The following is a 25,785-nucleotide window of genomic DNA, read 5'->3' as shown; positions in this document are numbered from 1 at the left end:
CAGTGATTGGCCAGCATTGCATTACTTCGCCTTGGCAGAATCGCACACAAATACCAGCCGCTCTCGGTGTTTACTCAATCGCGAGATTGTACCCGGACAATATGCTGACAAATTACGCCATATATTGACCTGCTCAGGATTATCTATGTGACGCGTATAAATTCGACCTGCCACAGCATAGGCTACCGTGTTGTCATCAAACCAGGTGTAATAATTCACCTGGGCTGGTAATGCGAAGTGCCTGGTGACAACCTGGGTTCGCGCATCCAAGCTGGCAAACCATTGCTGTCCCAGATCGGTATAGGTAAAGCTGTAGATTTTTCGTGCGGCGTTATAAGCCAGTGTACGGCCAATATCACTGGCTACGACTTTCGGCAGATGCCCTTTTAAATCTGTGAACTGCAGAGTGTGCGGTTCACCAAGAACAAACATCACCAGCTGTTCATTCTCACCCCAGGCGTGGTACCCCACTGGCGCAATATGGGCGAACAGACGCCGAGGCGACTGTTCCTTGGAAAATGGATAATACCAGAGTTTTTGTGAGCCATCGGCTTCAACCACCACCGCTGAGAGGCCGTCACCATATGGGTATAATGTCGGAGAGTACTCTGATACTGGGGTATTTGTCAGATTACGCGCTATCCGAGTGGTAAAGTCGTAGAAAAACAGATCTGTTTGTGCCCCATCCACACTAGATACTTGCTGGGTGAAATAAACACCATTGTCGACAACCAAAGGTTGGTTGTGATAACCATCCGCCGCACTGATTGGTGTCACCGATAGCGTCCCTTCTTGCTCTTCAGCCAGCCAAAGTTGTGATGCAGGCATGGCACTTAACGTCTGCGTTACGCCTAATAGTAACCAGGTTGCGATAATCTTTTTCAACAATGTCATTGTGTTATATTCCTTGTTTTTTTCGCTATCATACCGGGCAACAGCAGGAACTCAATCACTGGCTGCAAGTCACCGCGAAATGCCTTGCGAATTTTCCCTTATCGAGTAACATCGAAAGGTGTTAATCGGAAGTTACGCTCAGTCCAGCTGAGCCAGGTAAGGAGAAAAAATGTCTGCAAAGCATCCTATCATCGCGATCACTGGGAGTTCTGGTGCCGGTACAACCACCACAACAGCCGCGATAAAGCACATTTTTCGCAGCCTGGACGCCAAAGCCGAAATCGTAGAAGGTGACAGCTTTCACCGTTACACCCGCCCGGAAATGGATAAGCTCAAGCGAGAAGCCCTGCAAGAAGGCAAACATCTGAGTTACTTTGGTCAGGAAGCCAATGACTTTGCAGCATTGGAAGCGTTGTTTGCCACTTATGGTCAGACAGGTACCGGGCAAGTCCGGCGCTATCTGCACACGTTTGACGACGCTGTGCCCTATAACCAGTTACCCGGCACTTTCACCCCATATCAGGAACTGGATAGCAACAGTGATATGCTGTTTTATGAAGGCCTGCACGGTGGCATTGTTACCGAAGAGCACGATGTCGCCCACCATGTTGATTTGCTGATAGGCATGGTACCCATTATCAATCTGGAGTGGATCCAGAAACTGATCCGGGATACCCATGAGCGAGGCCACTCACGAGAGGCGGTAATGACTTCCATTGTGCGCAGTATGGATGATTACATTAACCACATCACGCCGCAGTTTTCGCGTACCCATATCAACTTTCAGCGCGTTCCGACTGTAGACACTTCCAACCCATTTAGCGCCAAAGACATCCCATCACTGGATGAGAGTTTTGTGGTGATCCGCTTTCGGGATATTAAAGACGTAGATTTCCCATACTATCTGCAGATGATCCAGGGCAGCTTCATGTCCCGAGTGAACACTTTGGTTGTCCCCGGTGGTAAAATGGGACTGGCGATGGAGCTGGTATTAACTCCACTTATCAAAGACTTACTCACCAAAAAACGAGCTCTTGAGCAGATCGTCCCACTCGACCTACCGGTTTAACGCTTGATTACACTTCCCCGCTTGCAGCCGTGCTACCACAGCCGTTACACTAGCGATTTTTCAGGGCATCACTGATGGCAGTTATTAAGGTACTCGTCGGGTCAAAGAACCCGGTTAAGATCAATGCCGCACGGCAAATATTTACGCAGTATTACCCAGATCACGATATCCAGTGTGAGGGATTGCATGCCCCAAGTGGGGTCGCTGACCAGCCATTGGGAGAGCCGGACACTCTGTTGGGTGCACAAAATCGTGTGTATCACTTAGTTGACCATCACACAGCCGATTATTACTGTGCAATGGAGGGCGGTGCCCACCAATTTACATATGGCCCCGCTACTTTTGCTTTTGTGGTGATCTCTGACGGACAAAAAGAAAGTGTAGGTCGTAGCGCCAATCTGCCACTACCACAACGCATTTATGATGCATTGCTTGGCGGTGAAGAATTGGGCCATGTCATGGACCGTATGTTCGATACCGACAATATTAAACAAAAAGGCGGGGCGATTGGGTTACTGACCAATCACCTGGCAACCCGGGAAAGTGCTTACACTCAAGCCCTGTTGCTGGCAATGGCTCCCTTTAATCATGCAGAGCTGTATTCATGAAATATACCCATATTCTTTTCGATGCCGATGAGACCCTGTTCAGTTTCAATGCCTTTTTAGGCCTGAAAACCCTGTTTGCCCGCTATGGCGTGGACTTTAGCGAAGCCGATAATGAAGAATATCAACGCATCAACAAACCGTTATGGGTGCAATATCAGAACGGCGAAATCAATGCAAAAACCCTGCAGGTGACGCGATTTAAATTCTGGGCCGAACGCCTGAATGTGCCGGCGGAAACCCTCAACCTGGGCTTTCTGGAAGCCATGGCTGAGTTATGTAACCCGTTGCCAGGGGCAGCTGAATTGCTGCATGCACTGCAAGGCAAAGCCACCCTGGCTATCATCACCAATGGCTTTACAGCCCTTCAGGAAAAACGCCTGGCACATACTGGATTTAAAGATTATTTTCATAGCATTGTCATCTCTGAGCAGGTAGGCGTCGCTAAACCCGACTCCAGAGTATTTGAACATGCCCTGTCATTACTGGGCAATCCGGATAAATCGAAAGTGCTGATGGTTGGCGACACCCCCGCCAGTGACGTGCTGGGTGCCAACCGTTTTGGTATCGACAGCTGCTGGCTGCGCCACCCTGGTGCCACTTGCCCGGCAGAGATCAGTCCGACCTATACGGTCGATACCCTGTCTCAGTTGCAGACTCTGCTACTGGACTCAGAGACAAAAAAGGCAAGCTAAGCTTGCCTTTCTCATACCTCAAAGCACGGGGCTACTGAGCATTTCGCTGACGCAACACCTCAAACAGGCAAATGCCGGTGGCCACCGACACGTTCAGGCTGGACACTGTGCCTACCATAGGTATTTTCACTAAAACATCGCAATGTTCGCGCGTTAGCCGGCGCATACCATCACCTTCGGCTCCCATCACCACAGCAATAGGACCTGTGAGACTGGCATCAAACAGTTCAGTATCTGTTTCACCCGCGGTTCCAACAACCCAGACACCCGCTTCTTTGATGTCTCTGAGGGTACGCGCCAGATTGGTTACCTGAATAAGCGGTACTGTTTCTGCCGCCCCGCACGCCACCTTTCGGGCCGTGCCGTTTAGTTTTGCAGATTTATCTTTTGGCACGATCAGGGCGTGCGCCCCCGCAGCATCAGCACTACGTAAACAGGCACCCAGGTTGTGTGGGTCGGTAACGCCATCCAGTACCAAAAAGAACGGCGCAGCCTCTCTGGCTAAGATCTCATCCAGATCGCGCTCATTGAGGATTCTGGCGGCTTTCACATTGGCGATGATCCCCTGATGTTGCTCACCATTGGCTTTGTTATCCAGCGCCTTACGTTGCATAAACTGGACTGAAATACCGAACTTGCGCGCTTCATTGACTACCGCATTAAGGCGTTTGTCGTCTCGCCCTTTTAACGCATAGATCTCTAAAAAACGCTCTGGGGTAGTGGATAAAATGGCTTCGATAGAATGGAAACCATAGATTAATTCATTACTCAAAATTATGCTCCCGCACTCGATTTGTTTCTTTTACGCGCGTTTTTCCCCGGCCGCTTTGCCTTGGTCTTGCTGACACTTTTCTTAGCTTTCTTCTTTGAGGTCAAAGTAGCTGCCTGCTTGGCTTTTTTAGCCTTGCCTTTGGGCGTGGTTTTCTTGCTCTTTTTCGGCTTTTTACCGTCGCCTTTAAGCGCTTTCGCGTCTTTGTCAGCTTTGCTGTCTTTGCCTGGGATTTTACCGTCTTTCAGTTGTGCACGAACACTTTTAGCCGTGCTGTCTGTCGTTGTTTTACGACGCCGTCTGGCATAGCGATCCGGCACCGCTTCTTCCGCCAGAGCCAGATTGATACGTCGTTCATCCAGGCTCACAGAGTTCACCACCACACTCAGCTTGTCACCGAGTCTGAATACACTACGACTGTGCTCGCCAACCAGACAGTGTTTGGCACCATCAAAATGGAAATATTCATGACCCAGATTGCTGACATGGATCATACCATCGATTTGCAGCTCATCGAGTCGTACGAACAGGCCAAAGTTGGTGACTGAGGAGATCACTCCGGTAAACTCATCACCGACATGATCCTGCATAAATTCGCACTTAAGCCAGTCTGCAACCTCGCGCGTGGCATCATCCGCGCGACGCTCGGTCATTGAACACTGCTCACCCAGCTGGTCGGCCTCATCACTTTCATAGACGTAGGCACCCGACACCTGCTGTCCCTGCTCCGCCAAAATCCCTTTGATGGCACGATGCACCACCAGATCCGGGTAACGACGAATTGGCGACGTAAAGTGTGCATAGGCTTTCAGGGCCAGGCCATAATGACCAATGTTGTCTGGCTGGTACACAGCCTGCTTCATAGAGCGTAAAAGCATCGTCTGGATAAGCTCAAGCTCAGGACGCTCCCCCAAACCAGCCAGTGCTTCTGTGATCTCTAACGGGGTTGGCTCATGCCCCAGAGTGCTTTCAATACCCAGATCTTGCAAAAATAACCTGAACTGGCTGAGCTTTTCCGGATCGGGCTGGTCATGCACTCGATACAAGGCACTGGCTTCATGTTTTTCCAGCAAGCGTGCGGCCGACACATTGGCCAGAATCATACATTCTTCGATCAACTTGTGTGCGTCATTACGCACCACAGGGACGATCGACTCAATCTTACGATGGGCATTGAAAACAAAGCGGGTTTCCAGAGTTTCGAACTCAATGGCACCGCGGGCCTGACGCTCAGACTTCAGTGCCATATACATCTGGTGCAATTCGCTGATATGCGGGTATAGTTCACTATACTGCTCACGCAATCCTTCATCGCCTTGCAACATCGCGTGGACTTTGGTGTAGGTCAGGCGGGCATGAGAATTCATAACGGCCTCATAAAACCGGTAGCCGGACAAACGCCCCGCTTCGGACACCGTCATTTCGGCCACCATGCACAAGCGATCCACCTGTGGATTCAAAGAGCACAGGCCATTAGACAGCACTTTGGGCAGCATGGGGACCACCTGCTCAGGGAAATACACTGAGTTCCCCCGAGCAATGGCTTCTTTATCCAGTGCACTACCTTTAGGTACATAGTGAGACACGTCAGCAATGGCAACCCACAGGCGCCAGCCGCCAGACTTTTTGCGCTCGCAGTAAACTGCATCATCAAAATCCCGGGCATCTTCCCCGTCTATGGTGATCAGCGGCAGCGCCCGTAAATCGACCCGACCAAGTTTATCGGGCTCGGTAACAAACTCGCCATGTTCAGCGACCTGATCCAGCACCGCTTGTGGCCACTCGTAGGGGATCTCATGGTTGCGCAGCGCCACCTCAATCTCCATGCCCGGCGCCATATGATCGCCAAGCACTTCAGTGACTTTACCCACGGCATTCATCTGCTTGCTCGGGCTTTGCGTGATCTCGACCTGGACCATCTGATTATGCCGGGCGCCATTTTCGCTGCCAGGTAAAATGACAATGTCCTGAGTAATACGCGGGTCTTCGGGCACAACCACGGCCATACCATGCTCAACAAAAAAGCGCCCCACCAGCGGTGCACGTTCTTTTTCGAGCACGCGTACAATACGCGCATCCACTTTGCCACCAGAACCGCGGGAGCCCGCTTTCGCCAGCACCCAATCACCGTGCAATACTCTGTCCATCTGATACTTAGTGATAAACCAGTCTTTGGCTTCCCCTTCTACTTCCAGAAAACCAAATCCGTCTCGGTGCCCGATGACACGGCCTTTTACCAGGCCGTCTTCGGTTGGGATCACGTAACATTTAAACTTATTGAAAAACAGCTGACCGTCACGTTCCATGGCCCTCAGGCGACGTTTAAACGCGATTTGCCGTTCATCTTCAAAGACCTTAAGGTCCTGACAGAGCTGATTGAAGTTAGTCTTGTTATTGCTTTTCTGAATATGGTCAAGAATAAACTCGCGGCTGGGCACCGGGTTGTCGTATTTTTCTTGTTCTCGGCTGAGATAAGGATCCTGTTTAGACATTCACTGAGTATGTAGAGAAGTTATACCTGTATTCTAACTCAAATCCTGCCAATGGCCCACCTAACCTTGCGCTTTTTCAAGCACTCAGGCATTCATGCGCTGGTGACAGGATTGCAGGGCCGAGGCACTTTGCTTGGCAAACTGATGTAAGGCAGACCAGTCAATGTCACGCTCCTGAGCAGCACGCCGTCTGGTCTGGTGTAACGCCTGACGCAACGCATACAACCCTAACTGTTCAACTTCGTGCTCCAGTTGCAATAATTTCTCACGTAAAGATTCATCGGCTTGAATATCAGCAAGCCCCCGCAACTGCGCGAATTCGTAGTCCAGCCTGTCACTGAGGTACATTAAGCGAGAGGAGAATTCTGAGCGTTCGGTGGTTTCACCTAACTGACGCTCAACAAAGGCCAGGTCAACATAAGCCGCTTCGGTTGCCGCCAGGCCACTGTTGTTCTCTTGCACAAGACGCTCTAACGCCTGGCGCAATACATTGATATGCAGAGGCTTTTCCAGGCAATCATAGATACCTGCCTGCTGATACGCCTGCCGGGCTTGCTGGTCCACATCGCCCGTCAGCGCCATAACAACCGCAGATGCCAAGGCTGGTAGTTGGTTGAAGTTTGCCTGATACCACTCTAACCCATGACCATCCGGCAAATGCATATCCAGCAATATCACATCAAAATGGCTGTTTTCCAGTTGTGCATGGGCCGCAGCAAGATTTTCAACCAGGCAGTATGAAAGGCCCAGATTATCGAGGTATCCGCGTACCACTTCCCGGTTCAGGTGGTTGTCTTCCACGACCAAAACAGACAGCTCCCCCAGTGAGGTTGGTTTACTGTCTGTCACATCAAGTTGCTCAGTCAATTCCGAATTAACCTGCATCTCAAAGAAGAATTCGCTGCCTTTATCAGGCTCACTTTCGACTTCCAGGTCAACCCCCATGTTCTCCAGCAGCTGCTTGCATAACGCCAGGCCTACTCCGGCACTGTCGGCAATAGCACGCGATGCCCCGAAGGTCACAAAGGGTTCAAACACTTTTTGTTGTTGAGCTGGGCTCAGTCCGATCCCGGTGTCTTTCACCGCAATGCGCAGCTGATGACGCGTCTGGCTAAGCGCATAGCCATAGACAATCAACTCCACCTCTCCACGCTCCGTATACTTGATGGCATTGGAGAGCAGATTCTTGATCACCAGAGTAAACGGATCTTTGTCCAGCATCACCTGTAAGTTGGTATCGATGCCTTGCATTGTCAGTGTCAGCGTTAAGTGCTTTTTCTCTGCCAGGGGTTTGAAAAACGTAATAAGCTCGCTCAGATGATTTGCAAGCTTGACCGGTTCAATAGTGGTGTTGGGGACAGTACCTCGTGCTTGCAGCAGAATTTGGTTAGCCAGATCGGACATAGACATGGAGGTAGCGATGATCACATCACAAAACTGCGCATGTTGTTTTGGCTCACGAGGCGCGCGTTTGAGCAGCTCGGCATGTCCGACTATGGCATTCAAAGGCGTTCTGAGTTCATGGCTTAGCAAAGTCAGAAAACGCTCTTTATGTTGTGCTGCCAGCTCGGCACGATGGCGTAACTCGTGGAGCTCTTTTTCACGTCTTCCACTGCACAACAAACATAACGAAAAGCACAAGATCAGAGGCATCACGATCACGGACACAGAGAAGAACTGATTCACCCAATTGTTCGTCGTCAGGCTATCGTGCTGGGTATAATGATGGAGCATCAGCACCCGCACAGTAAAAACTGCAAACAGGCATACGCAGGACAAGGCGAAAGCCCAGTGTGCCGGAGAAAAACTCTGCCACTGACGCCGCTGACCCAGCCATAATGCGCGCAGGCATAAGAGCATACTCAGTGCCCAGCCAAGATAGTTGAGTACCACACGAGCAATAAAGTTGGCATCAATATAGGTGTAGTACAGGTAACCTGGAAAGAAGATGGCGCCAAGTAACCACCAGGGCCAGCTCAGACGCGGCACAGAAAAAAACGCTTCACTGCCCCGACTCAGGCAATACAAACCAATTAAGATCAGGCTGTTTGGGATAAAAATCGTCCAGGTCACTGGCAGGGAAAAGGAGGCGATGAAAATACATCCCAGGGCAGTACAAAGCGAGAAACCGGCCCATAATGCGGTGCCCAGCAGGCGGCGATGAATAAACCAGTTGACCATCATAAACAACGCACACACGCACGAAGTTAAAGCCAGGATCTGTAAAAGTTGTTTAGGATCGCCCATACCGCATTAAACATCGTCAAAAAGAACTACTAGTATAGTATTAATTTTGTGCTGGCAGGAAGCAAAATCTAATCCACACGGCATTACACGAGATTACACCTCATCCTTTTATCCTAAAAAGTACCTAGATAGTCGGTTTTTACACTGTGTACATGCCTACATTTTCCTGAGTCTCATGTTTTGTCATTGTGCTTTAGTGACATCTGTTTACCATGGTAAGCTGATGAAAAACATACCGAGTTCGCTATGCGCCCCGAACAATCCTCATTAGTTAATTTACATCTGGCTGTACTGCTGTTCGGTGGTACCGCGTTATTTTCTAAGTTGATCTCCCTCTCAGCGCTGGATATTACGGTGTATCGCACCGCAATCGCCTTCGCAACACTGGCAGGTATACTCGCTTTCAAAGGCAGTGTGTTCAGGCTCAATGCGGCAAAAGATTATGCCGTCGTGGTACTGCTGGGTATATGCGTCGGACTGCACTGGGTTACTTATTTTGCCGCCATGCAAATGGCCGGGATAGCTGTAGGCGTGATTGCGTTTTTCACCTACCCGGTGATCACTGTTCTGCTTGAGCCATTGTTTTTCCGCAGTCGCCTGAAACGCAAAGATGTGTTTACAGCTATCGTAGTGATGCTTGGCATTTATTTGCTTGTGCCATCGAGCGATCCAGGAAACCAAATCACACTGGGCATACTCACTGGCGTCATTTCCGGGGTCTTATTTGCACTGAGAAACCTGCTGCAAAAGAAGCTGTTTTCTAGCTATGGCGGGCCACATACCATGTTTTATCAGACCCTGATAGCCGCACTGATGTTATGTGCTTTTGTGGAGGTCCCACCAACAGAATTAAGCACGGATAATCTTATTCTAATCGTCCTGGCAGGCTGTGTCTTTACGGCGATCCCGCATGCTTTATTTGCGTCCAGTTTGCGTTACTTATCAGCAACAACCGCTGGGCTGATTTCTTGCTTGCAACCCTTGTACGCAACGGTGTTGGCTTATATGCTGTTGGCAGAAACCATAACTCTAACCACTCTGGCAGGAGGCGTTCTGGTTGTCAGTGCAGCCTGCTATGAAACGTGGTCGATCACAAGGAATAAGCTATGACCCAGGTTTTTGCACACCGAGGCGCCAGTGGAAACTATCCGGAAAACTCACTCAGCGCCATTCAGGCAGCGCTGGAAGTGGGCGTCGATGGCATAGAGCTCGATGTGCAAAGTTGTCTTGATGATTACGCCATAATTCACGATACCTGGCTGGATCGCACCACCAATGGACGGGGTAAAGTTAATGAAACCAGCCGCAAAGCATTGTCTCAGCTCAAGCTCAGTAATAACGAGCCGGTTCCTACACTGCAACAAGTGTTGGATACCATAGGTCAGCAAACTACCATAAACCTGGAGCTCAAACACACGTTTAGTCTGGATAAGTTTGTAGCAACCCTAGAAGACAATGTGCAGCGTGGTGTGATAACCAGAGACCAACTATTGCTGTCGTCTTTTGATCATCACCAATTATTGTGGCTCAAACAGAAATTGCCCTGGGTAAGGATTGGCGCACTGACGGCGTCAATTCCGCTTACTTATGCGCAGTTTGCTCAGCAGCTTCATGCACAAAGCATTCATATGGATAAAAATTTCATTAATCATGAGTTTGTTCAGGATGCCAAACAGCGTGGCCTTAAAGTTCTGGCTTACACCGTCGATAAAGCCAAAGACATTGAATTAATGTTAGATTATGGTGTAGACGGCATATTCAGTAATTATCCTTGTTACGCCAAAATGGTCATTCAGCAGCGGCTTAACCATTCGTCTCAGGCCAATTGACAGAGCTGACAACTCACCGGATTATGCCGCTGACTAAAATAAATTGCTTAACCTGTAAACAGTTGCACCTGCCGGGTTTACTCTATACTGTATGCTAAAAGGCACAGTGAAGAGCCAAATATGAGTTTATACATGCGCATATATAATTTGATCGAAGAATCGTTGTTCTTCACCCTCACCCGTAAGATTTTTGGCAATCTGGGGTTTTTATTAGTTTTTCAAATCATCACCTTGCTATGGCTACACGGTGAGCTGACTGAACACGGGGGATCTACCGGAATATTCTGGCTGCTTGCTCTGATCTCTGTCGGTGCGTTTATCTTCACCTTTTTTTATATGCGCTACCTCATTGTGAGGCCCGTACAAGCCATGCGGGATACACTGGAACAGATCAATCGAGAGGACGGCGACCTGGATGCCAGACTGCCCCAGTTTACTTACGACGAATTTCGCGACCTCAGTGAACAATACAATACCTTTACACAGCATCTGAGTGAGTTGCTGGCTGCCACCTATCAAAGTGCAGAGGCAGCAAACCGCAGCAATCAGCAAGTTACCGACTCTATGAAGCAAACCGCCTTGCTGGGTGGCCAGCAGATAGATCAAGGTGACACCATTATCGCTGCCAGCGACCAGGTGACGCATAGCCTGCAAAGCATAGTGCATAATACCGACCAGGTGTATCAGGCCAATACCGAAAGCCTGCACTTTGTCCGCGGCTCGTCACAATCATTGGCCACTTTGGTCAAAGAGGTGCAGCAAATTACCCATCTGCTGGGTAGCTTTTCTTCTACCGTCGCAGGGTTGAAGGAGAACAGCGAGAATATTCGCAGCATTTTGAAAATGGTTGAAGAATTTTCTGATCAGACCAATCTGCTGGCACTGAATGCCGCGATTGAAGCTGCACGGGCCGGTGAAGCTGGCCGTGGCTTTGCGGTGGTGGCCGATGAAGTTCGGAACCTGTCAGTTAAGGTCAATGACGCGACGCGTCAGATCAGCGATTTTATCAACCAGATGGATGTGTTGGTGGGAGAAACGCATCAGGAGTCAGAACAGCTGATAGATCACTCTAGTTCAGCAGAGCAAGCCATCCGCACCACGTCGCAAGGCTTTGCTGATATGTCAGAGGACTTTGAGCGTAACCAGTCACAACTTGAAGAGATCGTCAGTGCCGTGCATCAGCTGGAATCGACGCAGCAACATACCCATGGTTCCGTACAACGAATTGTAGAACTTGGGCAGTCAGCCAAAGCACAGATAGATGCCGCCCTGGCGGACTGCCAGGACGCACAGCAACGCTCCACTAAAACACAGCAAGAGCTAAAGCGCTTTGTGTAGAGCCTGCGCTCTGGCCCGGAGGTAAACCTTTGGGTCAGGCTCTGTCTATATCAAACGCAATGACTTCTTTTAATTGCGTTTTTCCGGTTGCCAGCATCACCAGCCGGTCAACACCCAGTGCAACCCCGGCACAAGCAGGCAAGCCTTGTGCTAACGCCGCCAAAAAGCGCGCGTCTTTGCCCACTGGTGACAGCCCCATCGCAGTACGCAGCGCGTTGTCTTCATCAAACCGGGCACTCTGCTCAACCTCATCCGTCAGCTCATTAAAACCGTTGGCCAGTTCCATCCCACGATAGTACAACTCAAACCGCCCCGCGACTCTGGGGTCCTCGGCGTTGAGCTGTGCCAGAGCAGCCTGAGAGGCCGGAAAGTGATAGACAAAGCACGGTGCCTGCTGGCCAATTAACGGCTCAACCTCCATACAGAACAGCAATTGCAGCAGCGTATCGCGATGTTGCTCTTGTTTCGCAATGTGCTCATGGCCGCGCTGACAAGCCAGCAGCCTAAGTTCATTCAGTGACGCTGTGAGGGGGTCTATACTTAGGTGCTGAATAAAGGCCTGCTGGTAGCTCAGTGACTCGGCTTTAGGACAGTCCAGAATCGCCTGCATTAAGGCATCCACCTCAGCCATCAATGCGAACTCATCAAATCCGGGGCGGTACCACTCCAGCATAGTAAATTCAGGGTTGTGGTGGCGACCTGACTCTTCATTACGAAAGGCTTTGCCAATCTGGTAAATCGCGCCACTGCCGGCAGCCAGTAAGCGCTTCATGGCAAATTCTGGCGATGTTTGCAGATACAAAGGCGTACCCGCCGCATGACCGGGTCCAACAAACGTGGTTGAAAAAGTCGCAAGGTGGACATCTGTGACTGACGCCTGCGCCAGACTTGGCGTTTCCACTTCTAACACCTCACGCTCTGCAAAGAACATCCGGATTTTCGAGACGATAGCGGCACGTTGGCGTAAAGTATCTATGCTGGCACTGGGTGCCCATAAGCACTCAGAGGCCGTGTCTGATATTGCATGACTCATATTGACTCCAGACAAAAAAATCCCGGCTGCTGCCGGGATCCGTTTAACTATGTGCTTTAGCAGCTCACCTAACGCTTCGGCAAACTGATAATAAAGCGGGTTGGTTTACTTAACCCGGCTAACGTATTCACCGCTGCGCGTATCTACTTTGATCACTTCGCCAATTTGCACGAACAGAGGAACACGTACAACAGCTCCTGTGCTCAAAGTCGCAGGCTTACCACCTGTACCCGCAGTATCCCCTTTCAGGCCAGGATCTGTTTCAGTGATCTCCAGCTCTACGAAGTTAGGTGGTGTCACAGCGATTGGGCTGCCATTCCACAGTGTGATGGTACATACATCGTTTTCAACCAGCCACTTCACGCTATCACCCAATGCTTTTTCATCGGCAGCGATCTGCTCAAAGGTTTCATTGTTCATAAAGTGCCAGAACTCGCCATCTGTATACAGATAAGCCAGATCTGTGTCCATGACGTCCGCACCTTCAACCGATTCGCCAGACTTAAAAGTTTTCTCTAAAACTTTACCTGAGATCAGCTTACGGATCTTAACGCGGTTAAACGCCTGGCCCTTACCGGGCTTGACCACTTCATTTTCCAGGATGGAGCAAGGCTCTCCATCGATCATAATTTTTAGGCCGCCCTTGAATTCGTTGGTGCTATAATTCGCCATCGTATCCTCTAATCTTTGTATTTCGAGTAATAAACCCGCTAATGATACAAATAAATGAAGTAAATTTGCATACTAACTGGCAAAAAGAATTGGCGAATGTCGTCACCGATGCCGATGAACTACTCAGACTGGTCGGTCTGGAGGGCTATTTCAGCGAACAGGATTTGGCCGCTAAGCGTTTGTTTCCACTTAGAGTTCCACGTCCATTCATTGCAAAAATGCGCTATGGGGATGCTCAGGATCCACTGTTACTGCAGGTGCTGCCTCAGCACCAGGAATTCTTGGCTAAAAGCGGATTTAACAAAGATCCCCTCGACGAACAACAGGCTGCACTGCCTGGGTTACTGCATAAATACCGTTCCAGAGTGTTGTTAATGCTGAAAACTGGCTGTGCTGTTAACTGCCGCTATTGTTTTCGCCGGCACTTTCCTTATCAGGAAAATCAACTCAATAAGCGCACTTTGCACACCGTTTTCGACTACCTGAAGGCACATCCCGAGATTAACGAGGTCATTTTGAGTGGCGGTGATCCGCTGATGGCCAAAGATGACATGCTTGCCTGGCTAATTGAGCATCTCGAAGCGATCCCACACCTCAGGCGCCTCAGGGTACACACTCGCTTGCCTGTGGTGATCCCAGCCAGAATCACAGACAGCTTATGCGATATACTGAGTCAAAGTCGCCTGAAGCCTATTCTGGTAAACCACATAAATCATGCCAATGAAATCGATATACACTTTTCAGCGGCAATGCAAAAGCTCAAACGCGCCGGCGTTATGCTGTTAAATCAAGCGGTATTGCTCAAAGGTATTAACGATAGCTTGGTTGCGCAACAAGCATTGAGCGAAGCCTTGTTCGACGCAGACATTCTGCCTTACTACCTGCACTTGCTGGATAAAGTAGAAGGTGCGAGCCATTTTGACGTCGCAGAACAAGCAGCCATAACACTGATGCATGAATTATTGGATGCCTTACCGGGCTTTCTGGTACCCAAGTTGGTTAGAGAAATCGGCGGCCAACCTAGTAAGACGCCGATTGATTTGGGACTGAGCCCGACCTGATACCACACGCAAGCAAAGCCTTGCGAATTCAGGTTAGACACAGCATATCAATACCTACACGTAGACGTTGATATTATTGCCCATGGTGGCCGTGGTTGACTTTGCTGGAGCTGAATTTCCAGCAGATTCAATTAAGGCCAAGGCGGCTTGTCCATCTGCTTTTTGCTGTTTTTTGGCTAGCTGCGCGCTCATTACTTCGCCGCTTTGCCCCGTCCCAGACATAGCAGGTAGGTTACTTCCGGATATATTCATAAGCTTATACCTGACAAGATTGATGGATCCAAGTACAATATCGGCCAATTCCCGCAAGTCTTTAGGAAAAATATGCAAGCCGTTATCGAAAAGCTGAATGAAAACTTAAAACTCGTTTATCGTCAAGCACTTGATGCCGATAAAAAATTAGACGAGCTACAGCAACAAGGTCACGGAAAATTCCAGGCGTTGTTTTCTGAAGATGCGGGGTTTGATTTTGCAGCAAAACGTTTCAAGCCCTACGTACTTGACGTTGCTGCCGATGTTGAAGCCCTGAGCCAGGCCGAACAACTGGACGAAGCACAACTTAAAAAAGCGGTTTTTAAACTCCAACAGCTGATTCAGTTACTGGCTACATTTAAGTAGTACACGCTATCAAACACCGCCGGGTCTGCTAACCCGGCAAAAAACCTTTAATCCGTGACTCACAATTATCCCTTTAACTTGTCTGCAATTTCCTCTTTATACCAGGTACTGAGCAGCCGTTTGTCATAGTAAAACTCACTGTCTCGCCCAGTTCGCCCCCGATCCATAAACGACAGATCTTTAAGCACCTTTTCCTCAGCCTGCGCCACAACCGCACCGTTATTATCGGTCAGTGTGTAACTGATTTTCAGGCGTGGAAAGAAAATCGGCTTCACAACGCGAATATCATGCATGTTAAAACGTACATCACCTGCTAAGTCAATATCATCAAAAGTGATATTGAGTTGGTAGCCCTGCGGTGCATCCGTCATCAACTTGCTAAGATGTTTCTCAAACTGAGAGACGATCCGCTTGTGGTAACCCGCTTTGCTCTCGTTGGCAGGTACTACATCACGATAGTCTTTAAAATCTCGCCAGTTGACATTTGTTTCACCAGCCAATGTAGTCAAAGGACTCAGGCAAACCAGCGTGACTGCATATAGATATTTCATGGTCTTCTCCTCATGATTGCTAACGCATCTGCGGACACATTAAACCAAGCCGCATTCACCTTTTAATAATCTGCATTTTTTGCTGAACGCGCAATGAAAGGTAACATTTGACGACAAATTGATACCAATCCACTGACTTTAGCAGATTGGTATCCTCGCTCCGTGGCTACGCCTTCACCGAAATACGATACAGCAATGCATATAAGACGGGCACAACGCCTAATGTCAGTATAGTTGAAAACAGCAGACCCCCCATAATCGCCAATGCCATCGGCTCCCACATTTCACCGCCTCCCAGGTACAGTGGCACTAAACCCAGTACTGTGGTTGCAGTGGTCAATAGGATTGGCCGCATCCGCTGCTGCGCAGCCTGAATAATGGCCAGTACCGGTTCACCGCCCTGATCTAGTTCGTACTTAATTCGTTCCAGCAACACAATCGCATTGTTGATCACTATCCCTGCCAAAGAAATGATCCCAAGTAAGGTCATAAAACCAAAGAAAGATTGCCCGGCCAGTAACCCGGCAACAACGCCAATAAAGCCAAGCGGTACAGTCGTCAACACTATGACCGACTTACGTAACGAATTAAACTGACCAACCAACAGGATAATAATAATGAATATTGCAATGGGCATTTTCTCGGCAATGGATTGGTTTGCCTTGCCTGACGACTCTGCTTCACCACCCAGCTCATAACTGTAGCCAAATGGCCAGTTTTTTTGCTGCTCATCCAGCCAGGGGATCAACTTGGAAAACCCCTCATCTGCGGTAATACCATCCAGCTGAGCGCCGACAGTCACGGACTTGAGGCGATCACGTCTGAGAATTTGTGCGTTCTCCCATACCACTTCGATATCTGCAACCTGCTTAAGTGGCACAGACTTACCCGACGCCTGAGAATAAACGACCATAGCTTCAAGCTTACCAATGTCCTGTCTGTCAGCAGCCACAGATCGCAGTGTCACCGGAATAAGTTCATCCCCTTCGCGATATCGCGTTAACTCCAGCCCACTGAGCCCGGTTTGCAATGAACTGGCAATATCCTTACTGGATACGCCAGCACGCCGGGCACGCGTCTGATTGATTTTGATCTGCAGCTTCTTAATGGGCAACCCCCAGTCATCGCTCACAGCCTTTAACCCCTCGGTGTTACGCATCTGCGTTTTCAGATCATTCACCAGCCCGGTCAGGACATGAATATCATTACCAGACAGCCTCACTTCAACCGGGTTTTCTATGGGTGAGCCGTTTTCGATTTTGCGCTGTTTGATAAGCAAGTCAGGGTGTCGTTGCAGGGCATAAGCCTCTATCTTCTCCATAAGTTCGTCGATATGACGATAAGAAGTCGTTGAGACTATCATCAAAGCATAATTCGAGCTGGTTGGTTCTGGCGTATGCGTTAACAAAAACCTCGGCCCGCCATTGCCCACGTAACTGACCCAATTAGTCACCCCTTTTTCACGGCTCTCATTCACCTTGAGATCGCGAAGTAAGAACGCTTCCATGTCTTTGACCATAGCTTCTGTGGCACTCAGACGCGTGCCAATTGGCAGCTCCAGTTCAACCTTAAAGTAATCCCGATCAGATGGAGGGAAAAATAACTTTGGCACCAGTTGCAAGCCCTGCAGTGCGAGGAAGAACATCAGGACACAGCCGCCCACCGTCATCCAGCGATACTTAATCAGCCCCATCAGAATTTTCTTGTAGGTTAAGTACACCCCGCTGTCGTAATTGGCAGCTTCCGATTTTACTCGGGTAAACAGCACACAGAGCATAGGGATCATGGTCATTGCCAGTAACCAGGAGCACAGCAGTGTGATGGTGACCACTTTAAACAAAGACGCGGTGTACTCACCTGTGGCTGATTCCGCCAGGAAAATAGGTAAAAATGCTGCCCCCGTTGTCAACGAAGAGACCAGCAAAGGGACTTTCAACTCTTCAGCCGAGTCAACAGCGGCATCAACGGCAGACTTGCCTCGTTCCATCTGTACCATAATACTTTCTGACATCACAATGCCGTTATCCACCAGCATACCTAACGCAATGATCAGTGCCGCCAGAGAAATTTGATCTATGCTGATGTCAAAAAACGACATGGCGAGTATGCCGAACACCATACTCATCGGGATCAAACTAGCTACAATCAAACCAGTTCTCAGCCCTAAGCTGAACAACATTACGATAGTAACTACCAGCACTGCCTGAATTAGATTTGATACAAAGTCATCAACTTTCTGCTCAACCTCTCGCGGTAAAAAAGACAGTAGTTCGAAGTCAACACCTATCGGGTACACTGACTCCAGATAATGGATTGCATTGAGCACTTGCTCACCCAGTAGCAGATTATTACCGCCATGGCGCATCGAAATGGCAATGGTCATGCCTTGCCTGTCAGCGACCCGTACCTTCACTTTGGCCGGATCCACATAATCTCGGTACACTCTGGCGATATCACTGAGCAAAATGACTTGCTCAGAGCCGGCTATATTTATAATGGTACCAGCGATGTCGTCTACCGACTCAAAATTACCGCTGGGCTCCAGTGCCAGTGTTTCATCATCGATAAAAATTGAACCGCCCGGATTCACAATATTACGGGCTGCCAATTGATCTTTCAGTTGTCCAGGCGAGATCCCCAGCGATGCCAGTTTGGCGTTTTCGAATTCAATAAAGACGCGCTGCTCCTGAGCACCAAAAATATCGACTTTGGCCGCTTCTGGAAGTCGTAACAGCTCATCTCTGACCTGCTCAGCCACTTCCTCCATTTCACGATAGGAATACCCCTCAGCGGTCAGCCCTATAACAACCCCAAACACATCGCCAAATTCGTCATTCACTATGGGCTTTTGCGCATCACTGGGGAGATCGTTTTCGACGGTCTCAATCTTACGACGCAGATTGTCCCAGATAGGCCGCATTGCTTTGTAGCTTTCTTTGATATTTACGCTGACAATCGAGACACCTGTTTTCGAAGTACTTTTAACAAAATCCAGCTCTGGAATTTGTTGCACAACTTTTTCAATTTTATCGGTAACCAGCTCTTCGACTCGCTGTGGGCTGGCGCCGGGAAAGTAGGTAACAACCTGGGCTGTTCTGATGATGAATCCGGGGTCATAATCTTTGGGCATTTTATTAAACGCCACAACACCAAAGAAGACCAAGGCAAAAATCAAAACCCACGTTGTGCGATTGTTTTCTAACGCTAAACGGGTAATGTTCACTCACGACCTCCCTGGAATTTCACGACTTGCTGATCCGTCACTTTGCTCATGCCTGCGGTAACCACATGGACGCCCGCAGTGACGCCGGAGACAACCGGAAAGCCCAGCGAAGATACTTCGCCGATCTGTACAGGCGTTTTACTTATTTTTCCCTTTCCTTCACCAAGCGATGATACCGTCCAGACATAATGTCCTTGTTCATCTTTCAACACTGTGGATAAGGGCAAATACAGGCGAGACCGAGCTTCACTTGGCGCGCTGGCCATCACTTTTGCCGTCATACCCGGCAAAATATTGTATCCGGGAGGCGGGAGCATCCCCAGAGTAACTTCATAGGTTTTCGTCACCTCGTCAGCTTGTGTACTCACCTCTACAAACTCCAGTTCAAAGCGCTTCCCCTCGATCGCTGCAAACTCCGCAAACACCTGTTTCGGCGTGTCTTTACTGACATGGATCATCAAGCTTTCTGGCACATTCACCTTCAAATTGATGTGCTCTATATCCTGTAATGTGGCCACCACTTGTTTGGCCTGCACTTCCTCAAACTGCTCCACATGGGTGCGTGCCACGATCCCCGAAAAAGACGCTCTCAGCTGCGTGTACTCAAGGTTGTTTCTGGCATTGGCCAGCTTGGTTTTGGCGCTGGCAAACTGAGACTTCAGCAAGTCATAATCAGACTGACTGATGGTACCAGTTACAATCAACTGCTTTCCACGTTCAAAATCGGCTTCTGCTTTTTCAAACGATGCCTGCGCCTCTTCCACTGCCAGTGTGTAGTCAGTGTCGTCCAGTTTCGCTATCACATCTCCCTTGGTGACTTCCTGACCTTGTTTCACATTCAGGTGAGTCAGCTCCCCAGACACTTTAAACGATAAATCAGCCGTACTGGCTGCATCGACTACTGCCGGGAATTCCTGTAGTGGTCCGAAATTATTAACACTGAGCTCAATGGTTCTGACTGGACGCAATTGTTGCACTTTGTCGACAGTGGTCTGTTGTTCAGAACACGCGGACAGATAAGTCGTCATGGCAACGACTAAAAGGAAGGTGTGCTTTCTTATCATAGGTGATCACCGCTATATCATTTTTGATTTACTGATTGCTGTTACGAAGTTATCTATCCAGATATCAAGTACCGCTTGAACAGCTTGTGTATTTTCTTCGCCATTTTGCTTGAGCACTGACTCTACCTCTTTATGAGCGGACATCATCAACACAGGTTCTGTACTTTCGCCTAAGTAAAACATGCTCTCTAAGGACACTGAGGTCACAACTTCTGATTGCTCCGTTGCCATCAGATAGGCACTTTTACCCGCACTATAAACCAGACGGATCGGAATAAAGTCGCGTACCTCCATTGCTGTTTCTGTGAACTCAATTTGGGTAAATGCACCGCGAATTGTCAGCACGTCAGCATTACGATTCTGTGGTTGCTCAAGCACAACCCGATAATAGGGTGACAGTTTTTTCTGTAATTGGCTTTGCATATAGACACTTAATTTCGCCAAATGTTTTGGACTCAGTGCCGTTTTCCTTTGTTCATCAAGTTGCAGCCAAATTTCAAAGTGAGGCAGATAAATAGTATGTACCTTTTCCAGTGCACCAGATTTAAGTACGTCCGATACATACAGGGCTGTATCTGGATAAGTCTCTGAGGGTACTAACCGCTGATAGTCAGGTAAAAACCCTGATTGGGTTGTTTGTTGGGTACTGGCACAGCCTGTCACGAACAGGGCCAGAAAAAACCATAAGATGGTATGACGCATTGTCAAATCTCCATTTGATATTCAGTCTGCATTTAATACACCAGTTCAATGCAACAGTCTGATCTAACGTGTTAATTGATGTGTTCACATCGGTAGTCACTGTCTTCTATAAAAATAGCAGCCTTTTACTCGGGTGCAGCCATACTTCCCCAAAAAGATACCATTTATCCATTAGACGTTCTGACAATGCATAGATACAGCAGTGGCGGCTGTTGCACCACTGCTGTTGCTTAAATTGCTATACGCCTTCAACCATAAGACGTGTATCCGGCAGACACGACAGGTGAGGAATGGCCAGATCCGGGCGTTCCATGCGGTTCAACGCATTCAGTGCTGCCGCGATAGCCCCTTCTTGCCAGCCTGGTAATGACGAAAGCTGATCACCGACGATAAAGAAGTTTGGCTGAGTTTGTGCTCCCTCAGTGGTCGTCACTGAACTCCCCTGTGTCAGCACGTTAAAGTGGTGCACAGCTTGATCACCAACGACATGCCACTGGGCCCACCCCCCTTTAATATAGGGCATGTTTTGCCAGGCAATCGCCAGACCATGTTCCAGGCCATCACCAAATGCGTGACCAAATAACTTAGCGCCTTCACGTGCCTTATCCAGACGGGCTTGCACCGGCAATTTGCCCCACTCATAAGCGATTTCAGAGAAGTTATAAGCCCCAGTGAGCACGCCTTTTTGATCATGGTAAGCCGTAGAAGGGTACCAGATCTGGGTAATATCATTGTCTGTCCAGGAAATACCGCCGAAAATGGGAACCACGCCAATTTCAGAGTCTGGCACACTCAGAACATCTACATTAGCACTATCATCATGGACTTCCTGAACCTGACTACCCTGCCACAAGTAACGGTCTGCCTGCCAGCCCACTTTGGTGGTACAGGCCAGAAACTTAGCCTGATAACCGCCTTGATCATCGATAAACTGCGACTGATATACCGCCTGTAGTGCCGACTTAAACTCGCCATTGAGGCCCACTTTGCTGTTTGGATCCTGAAGCGTCTCTGACAGTATTTCTTTTAAGAAAGGGATCGCCATATTGCTAAAGCAATAGTCAGCATACACAACATCAACATCTTGGGTGCCTATTTTGGCAATAGAGATAGCAAACTGCTGACGTGATGCGTCCCAGTCTATATGCTTGACCGGACTATTGAGTAATATGGTACCACCGAGTGCGGCGACCTGTTGCGCGAATGCATGCTGAACCTGATCCATGCCCCCTACCGGCTGAAATAACGTTGCCTGCCAGAGAAAATCAACGGGCTGATAAAAACGCGTCTTGTCCCAAAACTCTGAGCCCAGCAAGCTATCAAAACTCAAAGGTTCAGCTATCGTGCCGGCATCCACACCTGGCAGTTCGGTATAACCTGCCCGGGAACGACCATTCTCCATGCCATCCTGACCGGCGGTGACCACATACTTGCCCATATTCGGCCCACTCGGGACGAGCTCTCCAAAGCTGATCATAAGCTCCCTAAGCTGCTCAGCGCGGCGCTGCACATCTTGCGCGCCGACCCCACACTCTGTGGTTTTGATCAACTGCTCAGCGTTTTCAAATACCATTTGTGCCAACCAGCCACGCGTATTATGGTCCAGACGTCGATATACCAGCGGCAGACTCGCAAAACTATCCGACATCTGAACCAGATTTGACTCGCTGTTCATCACGTAAACTTCCACATCTACACTGAACTGTTTGAGGTATGACAGCAGACGTTTATGGCTTGAAGGGATCCGCCCGGGACCGGCATTCAGATAAGGTTCCGCGTCACCTTGTGGTCTGTCAAAACGAACTACCTGAGGCTGGCCAGGTTTAGAATTAAATAGCTCACTGTCGACATCTTCTATTAACGTGTCTCCCGTGCGCAGGCTCAAACAGCGGCCTCCCGTGCGGCTTTGCGCTTCTAACACAGTGACTTCCATACCCGACTGTTGTGCTAACAACTCATAGGCCGTCGTCAGCCCGGATACACCCGCTCCGATGATCACGGCTTTTTTGCCCTGATATTTATTTTTGGTCAGAGTAACGGGGCCCGGAGTGACCTTAAGTTGCTGATTGGTTGCGTCATCCAATGCGGCATGCGCTCTGGCTTTGGGATGCTGTTGAAAAAAACGTGCGCGTGATTGGTGTTCTGCCATGAGTTGCTCCTTAAAAAAACACCGCCCCATGCCAGCTCTTTCACTCATCGTGGTTAACGTGTACACACCCGACATACATATCATGATGTAACACATAGAGCCGACCTGGTGGCCTGGAATAATAAACTGTCCCTACTACCTGCTGACTCCAGTAAGGTTTACCGCCTGTATCGCAATCTGTTGCCTATGATGCAAGCCAGCGGTGATATCAGGCCCTGTAACTCTAGTTCAGTCACGCCTGTTCTGCCTGCTCATATTATGAATATATTCATGGTTACCACGAAACCGTGCGCTTCCCGCTCCATTTTTCCAAGCCACTATCATTTAATCAAAATACTCAAAGGTTGGTAAAAAGCAAAATATAAAGCCCAGTAACACACTAAAAATCAATGAGTTAAACATGGAACACCCATTGCTTTCATACGCTACGCACTAACTAAGAACAAACCCGATAAGGAAGAAAAAGTATGAATACACAACAACTCAGCAGAACAAGAAATGTGTTTCTGATTGTCGTTCTGCTACTTCAGGCAGCTCAGCTCATTTGGGAGCACTTTAACGGTGGCGTAGTGACTCACCACTTACTGATGCGTGCAGACCTGCCAGGCGTTTCAAATTGGTGGGGGTTGCTTATTTTGCCCGCGCTGGTGTGGATAACTGGCATACACATTCAGGCAAGGTTGACGGCAAATACACAGCACGACATGGTCGACAGTAAAGCCTGGCGTAATATTCAACTGGGGTTTTGGTTACTGTTACTGTTCAGTCTGTGCCAGGCAATTATCTTCAGTCTGGGCTTTCATACGCTGGCCAAATTCATGTTACTGGGGTTGTTGATCACCGCACTGTTTATGCCACTTTATAGAATGGAGTGCATTCTGGGCTATGTTCTGGGCGCCAGTTTAACCTCAGGGCCCGCGATGCCCTTTGTCGGTGTGCTATTGTTTGCAACGGTGTCGGCTTTGTCTCATTTTGCGATAAAACCTATGATCGCGCGCGCGATTACCAAAATGCACAGCACAAACTGATGAAGTAGGAAGCAGGGTGAGCACAGAGCTACCCCTGCGACTCGGTATAGCGATTGATCAGTAAACTGGCAACCTGCTGCTTCACTGCGCGCTTGTCGGTGGGGTCCACACCAAAACGTTGTGCCAGCAAGGCAATTTCTTCATCGGTAAGATTAAACGACAAGCGCTGTCGGGTTTTTTTTGATTTGACCTCTAAATCGAGGATTTTTCGGATCATATCCGACGGCGTGAGTTCTTCATCAATAGCTTGCTTTTTAAGGCTTTTCTGAACCTCAGTGGTTAAATCAAACGCCATCTGGGTGGCACGTAACGCCCGTTCCTGACGTTGCCATTTAGCTTGTTTATCAGTCACTATCAGGCCCCGGGAAACAGATCAACGATGTCGCTAAGCGGCCGGGTTAAAACCAGAGATACGTCTGTCTCACCGCCATCCCAAATTTCAATATTGATACTGTGCTTCTCATCGGGCGATACCAGCTCAATCACTTCACAGATTTCACCGCTTTCATCCTGATAACGCGGCAATGTGCGCCCCCGATAATCCTGCTCGTAATAATAGGCCACATAAGGCGCCTCACTTTGCTGGTAACTCTGTCCCAGAAAACGTTCAAAAGCAGCTGGCCTGGTCTGTGTCTCAATTTCTGTCAGGGATTCTTCATCAAAAATCCGTGCAAATTCGTCGAGCGTAAATATCGCATCCACATCATTGCGCTGGATCTTCACTGCAAAGTTGGCACACTCTTCGCCGTCATCTTGTTCTATCTGTAAAAAAACCACTTTGCCTGACTCTGATTCAAGCACAAACTCATACTCAGCACTGTGCTGGTATTGATAGGTCTGTACCGCTGTAACCTTAAGCGTCTGACCTTTCAGCCAATCGGGGTAGGCAAAGGAATCAATCACCGTCAACATGTCTCCGACGCGCAAGTCGCGGGCATGATTCAACTGACGCTCAGGGTCTTTCTTCGATTTGAAAAAACCAAACATAACTCACCTTCGAGAAAATAAACAAAGCAAAAAAGGAGGCCTGGCCTCCTTTTATCATTCAAACCACATTACTTGGCTTGTTTTGCCTTAATGCGATCCAGAATATCATTGCTCTTTTGCGTGGCGCCAATGCCCGCTTCCGCCATTTTTGCTTTCAGGTCCGCACCTGTTTCGGCAGCTTCCAGCTCTTTGGCTGCGGCCAGTTGGTCTTGTCTGTCCAGCTGACGTTGCTTAATACGCTCCAGTGACTGACGTGCATTCACCATAGACGACTCATTGGTGTTAAGCGTGCTGTTTACCGCCATGGTGGCCTTTTGCACGCTTTCAGTGGTTTTCACCATAGTCAATTGACGCTGATTTTCTTTGATCGACTTTTCTGCGTCCTTAACTTGCTGCTTAAGCAGAATCACATGTTTAGTAAAGCCATCCAGCACTTGCTGGTGCTCTTCTTTCTCTGTTTCAAATTCACCAATCTTTTCAGCGATTTCGACTGCCAGCGCTTCATTACCCTGCTGCAATGCCTGACCTGCGTAGTCTTCATGCTCGGCAATGCTCTCATTCAGGGCGGCCAGTTTGCGTTTAGTCTGCATCTCTTTCGCCATCACTTCGGTCAGGCTTTTTTTGGCTTTCGCCAACGCATTTTTGGCGTCGGCAATTTCCTGTTCAAAGATACGAATGCCATTGGCATCGACAATCGACTCACCCACTTCACGTGCGCCGCCACGTACTGCTGTAAATAATTTCTTTAAAATACTCATC

At 48.9% G+C, this 25,785-nt stretch carries 24 protein-coding genes; 9 read left to right on the top strand and 15 right to left on the bottom strand.

Annotated features, from left to right (window positions below):
• Positions 1 to 21: 21 nt before the first annotated feature.
• Entirely contained in the window at positions 22 to 894 is an 873-nt protein-coding gene (locus tag CWB98_RS12905; protein ID WP_138545246.1) for a hypothetical protein, read from the bottom strand.
• A gap of 169 nt (positions 895 to 1,063) precedes the next feature.
• Between CWB98_RS12905 and CWB98_RS12900 the strand changes: the two genes are divergently transcribed.
• From CWB98_RS12900 to yjjG, 3 genes are all read left to right on the top strand, one after another.
• Positions 1,064 to 1,963, top strand: coding sequence for a phosphoribulokinase (locus CWB98_RS12900; RefSeq protein ID WP_010383702.1), 900 nt, complete (start codon positions 1,064 to 1,066; stop codon positions 1,961 to 1,963).
• Between the two features lie 74 nt (positions 1,964 to 2,037).
• Complete coding sequence (yjjX, locus tag CWB98_RS12895) at positions 2,038 to 2,571, top strand: inosine/xanthosine triphosphatase (protein ID WP_138545245.1); 534 nt, start codon at positions 2,038 to 2,040, stop codon at positions 2,569 to 2,571.
• Positions 2,568 to 3,263: a pyrimidine 5'-nucleotidase gene (gene yjjG, locus CWB98_RS12890; protein WP_138545244.1), complete on the top strand. Its 696-nt coding sequence runs from the start codon at positions 2,568 to 2,570 to the stop codon at positions 3,261 to 3,263. The genes yjjX and yjjG overlap by 4 nt, the downstream gene beginning before the upstream one ends.
• A gap of 31 nt (positions 3,264 to 3,294) precedes the next feature.
• On the opposite strand, the gene rlmB is transcribed toward yjjG, so the two are convergent.
• From rlmB to CWB98_RS12875, 3 genes are all read right to left on the bottom strand, one after another.
• Positions 3,295 to 4,035 carry a 23S rRNA (guanosine(2251)-2'-O)-methyltransferase RlmB gene (gene rlmB / locus CWB98_RS12885; RefSeq protein ID WP_138545243.1) on the bottom strand — a complete coding sequence of 247 codons (741 nt, stop codon included), beginning with the start codon at positions 4,033 to 4,035 and terminating at the stop codon, positions 3,295 to 3,297.
• Positions 4,036 to 4,037: 2 nt separating this feature from the next.
• Positions 4,038 to 6,524: a ribonuclease R gene (gene rnr / locus CWB98_RS12880; RefSeq protein WP_138545242.1), complete on the bottom strand. Its 2,487-nt coding sequence runs from the start codon at positions 6,522 to 6,524 to the stop codon at positions 4,038 to 4,040.
• A gap of 84 nt (positions 6,525 to 6,608) precedes the next feature.
• Positions 6,609 to 8,771, bottom strand: a complete 2,163-nt coding sequence (locus CWB98_RS12875) for an ATP-binding protein (RefSeq protein ID WP_138545241.1) — start codon at positions 8,769 to 8,771, stop codon at positions 6,609 to 6,611.
• A 246-nt stretch (positions 8,772 to 9,017) separates the two neighbouring features.
• On the opposite strand from CWB98_RS12875, the gene CWB98_RS12870 reads away from it, so the two are divergent.
• The 3 genes from CWB98_RS12870 to CWB98_RS12860 all read left to right on the top strand — a co-directional run bounded on the left by CWB98_RS12870 (position 9,018) and on the right by CWB98_RS12860 (position 11,938).
• Positions 9,018 to 9,881, top strand: a complete 864-nt coding sequence (locus CWB98_RS12870; RefSeq protein ID WP_138545240.1) for a DMT family transporter — start codon at positions 9,018 to 9,020, stop codon at positions 9,879 to 9,881.
• Positions 9,878 to 10,600 (top strand): glycerophosphodiester phosphodiesterase, encoded by a 723-nt coding sequence (locus CWB98_RS12865; RefSeq protein ID WP_138545239.1) that lies wholly within the window; start codon positions 9,878 to 9,880, stop codon positions 10,598 to 10,600. Before CWB98_RS12870 ends, CWB98_RS12865 begins: the two co-directional genes overlap by 4 nt.
• Positions 10,601 to 10,732: 132 nt before the next feature.
• Complete coding sequence (locus tag CWB98_RS12860) at positions 10,733 to 11,938, top strand: methyl-accepting chemotaxis protein (protein ID WP_138545238.1); 1,206 nt, start codon at positions 10,733 to 10,735, stop codon at positions 11,936 to 11,938.
• 34 nt (positions 11,939 to 11,972) lie between these two features.
• Here the strand turns inward: CWB98_RS12860 and epmA are convergent, their stop codons facing one another.
• Together epmA and efp are read right to left on the bottom strand one after the other, a co-directional pair.
• Complete coding sequence (gene epmA / locus CWB98_RS12855) at positions 11,973 to 12,971, bottom strand: elongation factor P--(R)-beta-lysine ligase (RefSeq protein WP_138545237.1); 999 nt, start codon at positions 12,969 to 12,971, stop codon at positions 11,973 to 11,975.
• Between the two features lie 105 nt (positions 12,972 to 13,076).
• Positions 13,077 to 13,643, bottom strand: coding sequence for an elongation factor P (efp, locus tag CWB98_RS12850; RefSeq protein ID WP_046004845.1), 567 nt, complete (start codon positions 13,641 to 13,643; stop codon positions 13,077 to 13,079).
• Positions 13,644 to 13,684: 41 nt separating this feature from the next.
• On the opposite strand from efp, the gene epmB reads away from it, so the two are divergent.
• Positions 13,685 to 14,704 carry an EF-P beta-lysylation protein EpmB gene (gene epmB / locus CWB98_RS12845; protein ID WP_138545236.1) on the top strand — a complete coding sequence of 340 codons (1,020 nt, stop codon included), beginning with the start codon at positions 13,685 to 13,687 and terminating at the stop codon, positions 14,702 to 14,704.
• A 54-nt stretch (positions 14,705 to 14,758) separates the two neighbouring features.
• On the opposite strand, the gene CWB98_RS12840 is transcribed toward epmB, so the two are convergent.
• Positions 14,759 to 14,956, bottom strand: a complete 198-nt coding sequence (locus CWB98_RS12840) for a hypothetical protein (protein ID WP_040644570.1) — start codon at positions 14,954 to 14,956, stop codon at positions 14,759 to 14,761.
• Positions 14,957 to 15,028: 72 nt separating this feature from the next.
• On the opposite strand from CWB98_RS12840, the gene CWB98_RS12835 reads away from it, so the two are divergent.
• Positions 15,029 to 15,322, top strand: coding sequence for a prephenate dehydrogenase (locus tag CWB98_RS12835; RefSeq protein WP_138545235.1), 294 nt, complete (start codon positions 15,029 to 15,031; stop codon positions 15,320 to 15,322).
• Positions 15,323 to 15,387: 65 nt separating this feature from the next.
• Here CWB98_RS12835 and CWB98_RS12830 read toward each other — a convergent pair whose 3' ends face one another.
• The 5 genes from CWB98_RS12830 to CWB98_RS12810 all read right to left on the bottom strand — a co-directional run bounded on the left by CWB98_RS12830 (position 15,388) and on the right by CWB98_RS12810 (position 23,011).
• Positions 15,388 to 15,873 carry a DUF3016 domain-containing protein gene (locus CWB98_RS12830; RefSeq protein ID WP_138545234.1) on the bottom strand — a complete coding sequence of 162 codons (486 nt, stop codon included), beginning with the start codon at positions 15,871 to 15,873 and terminating at the stop codon, positions 15,388 to 15,390.
• Between the two features lie 166 nt (positions 15,874 to 16,039).
• Complete coding sequence (locus CWB98_RS12825; RefSeq protein WP_138545233.1) at positions 16,040 to 19,096, bottom strand: efflux RND transporter permease subunit; 3,057 nt, start codon at positions 19,094 to 19,096, stop codon at positions 16,040 to 16,042.
• Positions 19,093 to 20,160: an efflux RND transporter periplasmic adaptor subunit gene (locus CWB98_RS12820; protein WP_249364673.1), complete on the bottom strand. Its 1,068-nt coding sequence runs from the start codon at positions 20,158 to 20,160 to the stop codon at positions 19,093 to 19,095. The genes CWB98_RS12825 and CWB98_RS12820 overlap by 4 nt, the downstream gene beginning before the upstream one ends.
• 12 nt (positions 20,161 to 20,172) lie before the next feature.
• On the bottom strand, positions 20,173 to 20,862 hold the full coding sequence (locus tag CWB98_RS12815; RefSeq protein WP_138545232.1) for a DUF3313 family protein: 690 nt from the start codon (positions 20,860 to 20,862) through the stop codon (positions 20,173 to 20,175).
• Positions 20,863 to 21,100: 238 nt separating this feature from the next.
• Entirely contained in the window at positions 21,101 to 23,011 is a 1,911-nt protein-coding gene (locus CWB98_RS12810; RefSeq protein WP_138545231.1) for a flavin monoamine oxidase family protein, read from the bottom strand.
• Between the two features lie 467 nt (positions 23,012 to 23,478).
• Here CWB98_RS12810 and CWB98_RS24420 point away from each other — a divergent pair, with 467 nt between their 5' ends.
• Positions 23,479 to 24,039 carry a hypothetical protein gene (locus CWB98_RS24420; protein WP_249364672.1) on the top strand — a complete coding sequence of 187 codons (561 nt, stop codon included), beginning with the start codon at positions 23,479 to 23,481 and terminating at the stop codon, positions 24,037 to 24,039.
• Positions 24,040 to 24,067: 28 nt separating this feature from the next.
• Here CWB98_RS24420 and CWB98_RS12800 read toward each other — a convergent pair whose 3' ends face one another.
• The 3 genes from CWB98_RS12800 to CWB98_RS12790 form a co-directional block, all read right to left on the bottom strand.
• Complete coding sequence (locus CWB98_RS12800) at positions 24,068 to 24,334, bottom strand: hypothetical protein (protein WP_290444398.1); 267 nt, start codon at positions 24,332 to 24,334, stop codon at positions 24,068 to 24,070.
• Positions 24,335 to 24,393: 59 nt separating this feature from the next.
• Positions 24,394 to 25,026 carry a DUF4178 domain-containing protein gene (locus CWB98_RS12795; RefSeq protein ID WP_138545230.1) on the bottom strand — a complete coding sequence of 211 codons (633 nt, stop codon included), beginning with the start codon at positions 25,024 to 25,026 and terminating at the stop codon, positions 24,394 to 24,396.
• Between the two features lie 68 nt (positions 25,027 to 25,094).
• Entirely contained in the window at positions 25,095 to 25,784 is a 690-nt protein-coding gene (locus tag CWB98_RS12790) for a PspA/IM30 family protein (RefSeq protein ID WP_138545229.1), read from the bottom strand.
• Position 25,785 lies beyond the last annotated feature (1 nt).

The organism is Pseudoalteromonas rubra, assembly GCF_005887115.1.
In the GTDB taxonomy this organism is placed as follows: domain Bacteria; phylum Pseudomonadota; class Gammaproteobacteria; order Enterobacterales; family Alteromonadaceae; genus Pseudoalteromonas; species Pseudoalteromonas rubra_F.
This window is presented reverse-complemented; position numbering and strand designations above follow the sequence as displayed.

Bases quoted from the DNA above. Each gene is read 5' to 3' on its own strand.
- CWB98_RS12905 (WP_138545246.1), bottom strand. From the start codon at position 894: ATGACATTGTTGAAAAAGATTATCGCAACCTGGTTACTATTAGGCGTA.
- CWB98_RS12900 (WP_010383702.1), top strand. From the start codon at position 1,064: ATGTCTGCAAAGCATCCTATCATCGCGATCACTGGGAGTTCTGGTGCC.
- yjjX (WP_138545245.1), top strand. From the start codon at position 2,038: ATGGCAGTTATTAAGGTACTCGTCGGGTCAAAGAACCCGGTTAAGATC.
- yjjG (WP_138545244.1), top strand. From the start codon at position 2,568: ATGAAATATACCCATATTCTTTTCGATGCCGATGAGACCCTGTTCAGT.
- rnr (WP_138545242.1), bottom strand. From the start codon at position 6,524: ATGTCTAAACAGGATCCTTATCTCAGCCGAGAACAAGAAAAATACGAC.
- CWB98_RS12875 (WP_138545241.1), bottom strand. From the start codon at position 8,771: ATGGGCGATCCTAAACAACTTTTACAGATCCTGGCTTTAACTTCGTGC.
- CWB98_RS12870 (WP_138545240.1), top strand. From the start codon at position 9,018: ATGCGCCCCGAACAATCCTCATTAGTTAATTTACATCTGGCTGTACTG.
- CWB98_RS12865 (WP_138545239.1), top strand. From the start codon at position 9,878: ATGACCCAGGTTTTTGCACACCGAGGCGCCAGTGGAAACTATCCGGAA.
- CWB98_RS12860 (WP_138545238.1), top strand. From the start codon at position 10,733: ATGCGCATATATAATTTGATCGAAGAATCGTTGTTCTTCACCCTCACC.
- epmA (WP_138545237.1), bottom strand. From the start codon at position 12,971: ATGAGTCATGCAATATCAGACACGGCCTCTGAGTGCTTATGGGCACCC.
- efp (WP_046004845.1), bottom strand. From the start codon at position 13,643: ATGGCGAATTATAGCACCAACGAATTCAAGGGCGGCCTAAAAATTATG.
- epmB (WP_138545236.1), top strand. From the start codon at position 13,685: ATGATACAAATAAATGAAGTAAATTTGCATACTAACTGGCAAAAAGAA.
- CWB98_RS12840 (WP_040644570.1), bottom strand. From the start codon at position 14,956: ATGAATATATCCGGAAGTAACCTACCTGCTATGTCTGGGACGGGGCAA.
- CWB98_RS12835 (WP_138545235.1), top strand. From the start codon at position 15,029: ATGCAAGCCGTTATCGAAAAGCTGAATGAAAACTTAAAACTCGTTTAT.
- CWB98_RS12830 (WP_138545234.1), bottom strand. From the start codon at position 15,873: ATGAAATATCTATATGCAGTCACGCTGGTTTGCCTGAGTCCTTTGACT.
- CWB98_RS12820 (WP_249364673.1), bottom strand. From the start codon at position 20,160: ATGATAAGAAAGCACACCTTCCTTTTAGTCGTTGCCATGACGACTTAT.
- CWB98_RS12815 (WP_138545232.1), bottom strand. From the start codon at position 20,862: ATGCGTCATACCATCTTATGGTTTTTTCTGGCCCTGTTCGTGACAGGC.
- CWB98_RS12810 (WP_138545231.1), bottom strand. From the start codon at position 23,011: ATGGCAGAACACCAATCACGCGCACGTTTTTTTCAACAGCATCCCAAA.
- CWB98_RS24420 (WP_249364672.1), top strand. From the start codon at position 23,479: ATGAATACACAACAACTCAGCAGAACAAGAAATGTGTTTCTGATTGTC.
- CWB98_RS12800 (WP_290444398.1), bottom strand. From the start codon at position 24,334: ATGGCGTTTGATTTAACCACTGAGGTTCAGAAAAGCCTTAAAAAGCAA.
- CWB98_RS12795 (WP_138545230.1), bottom strand. From the start codon at position 25,026: ATGTTTGGTTTTTTCAAATCGAAGAAAGACCCTGAGCGTCAGTTGAAT.
- CWB98_RS12790 (WP_138545229.1), bottom strand. From the start codon at position 25,784: ATGAGTATTTTAAAGAAATTATTTACAGCAGTACGTGGCGGCGCACGT.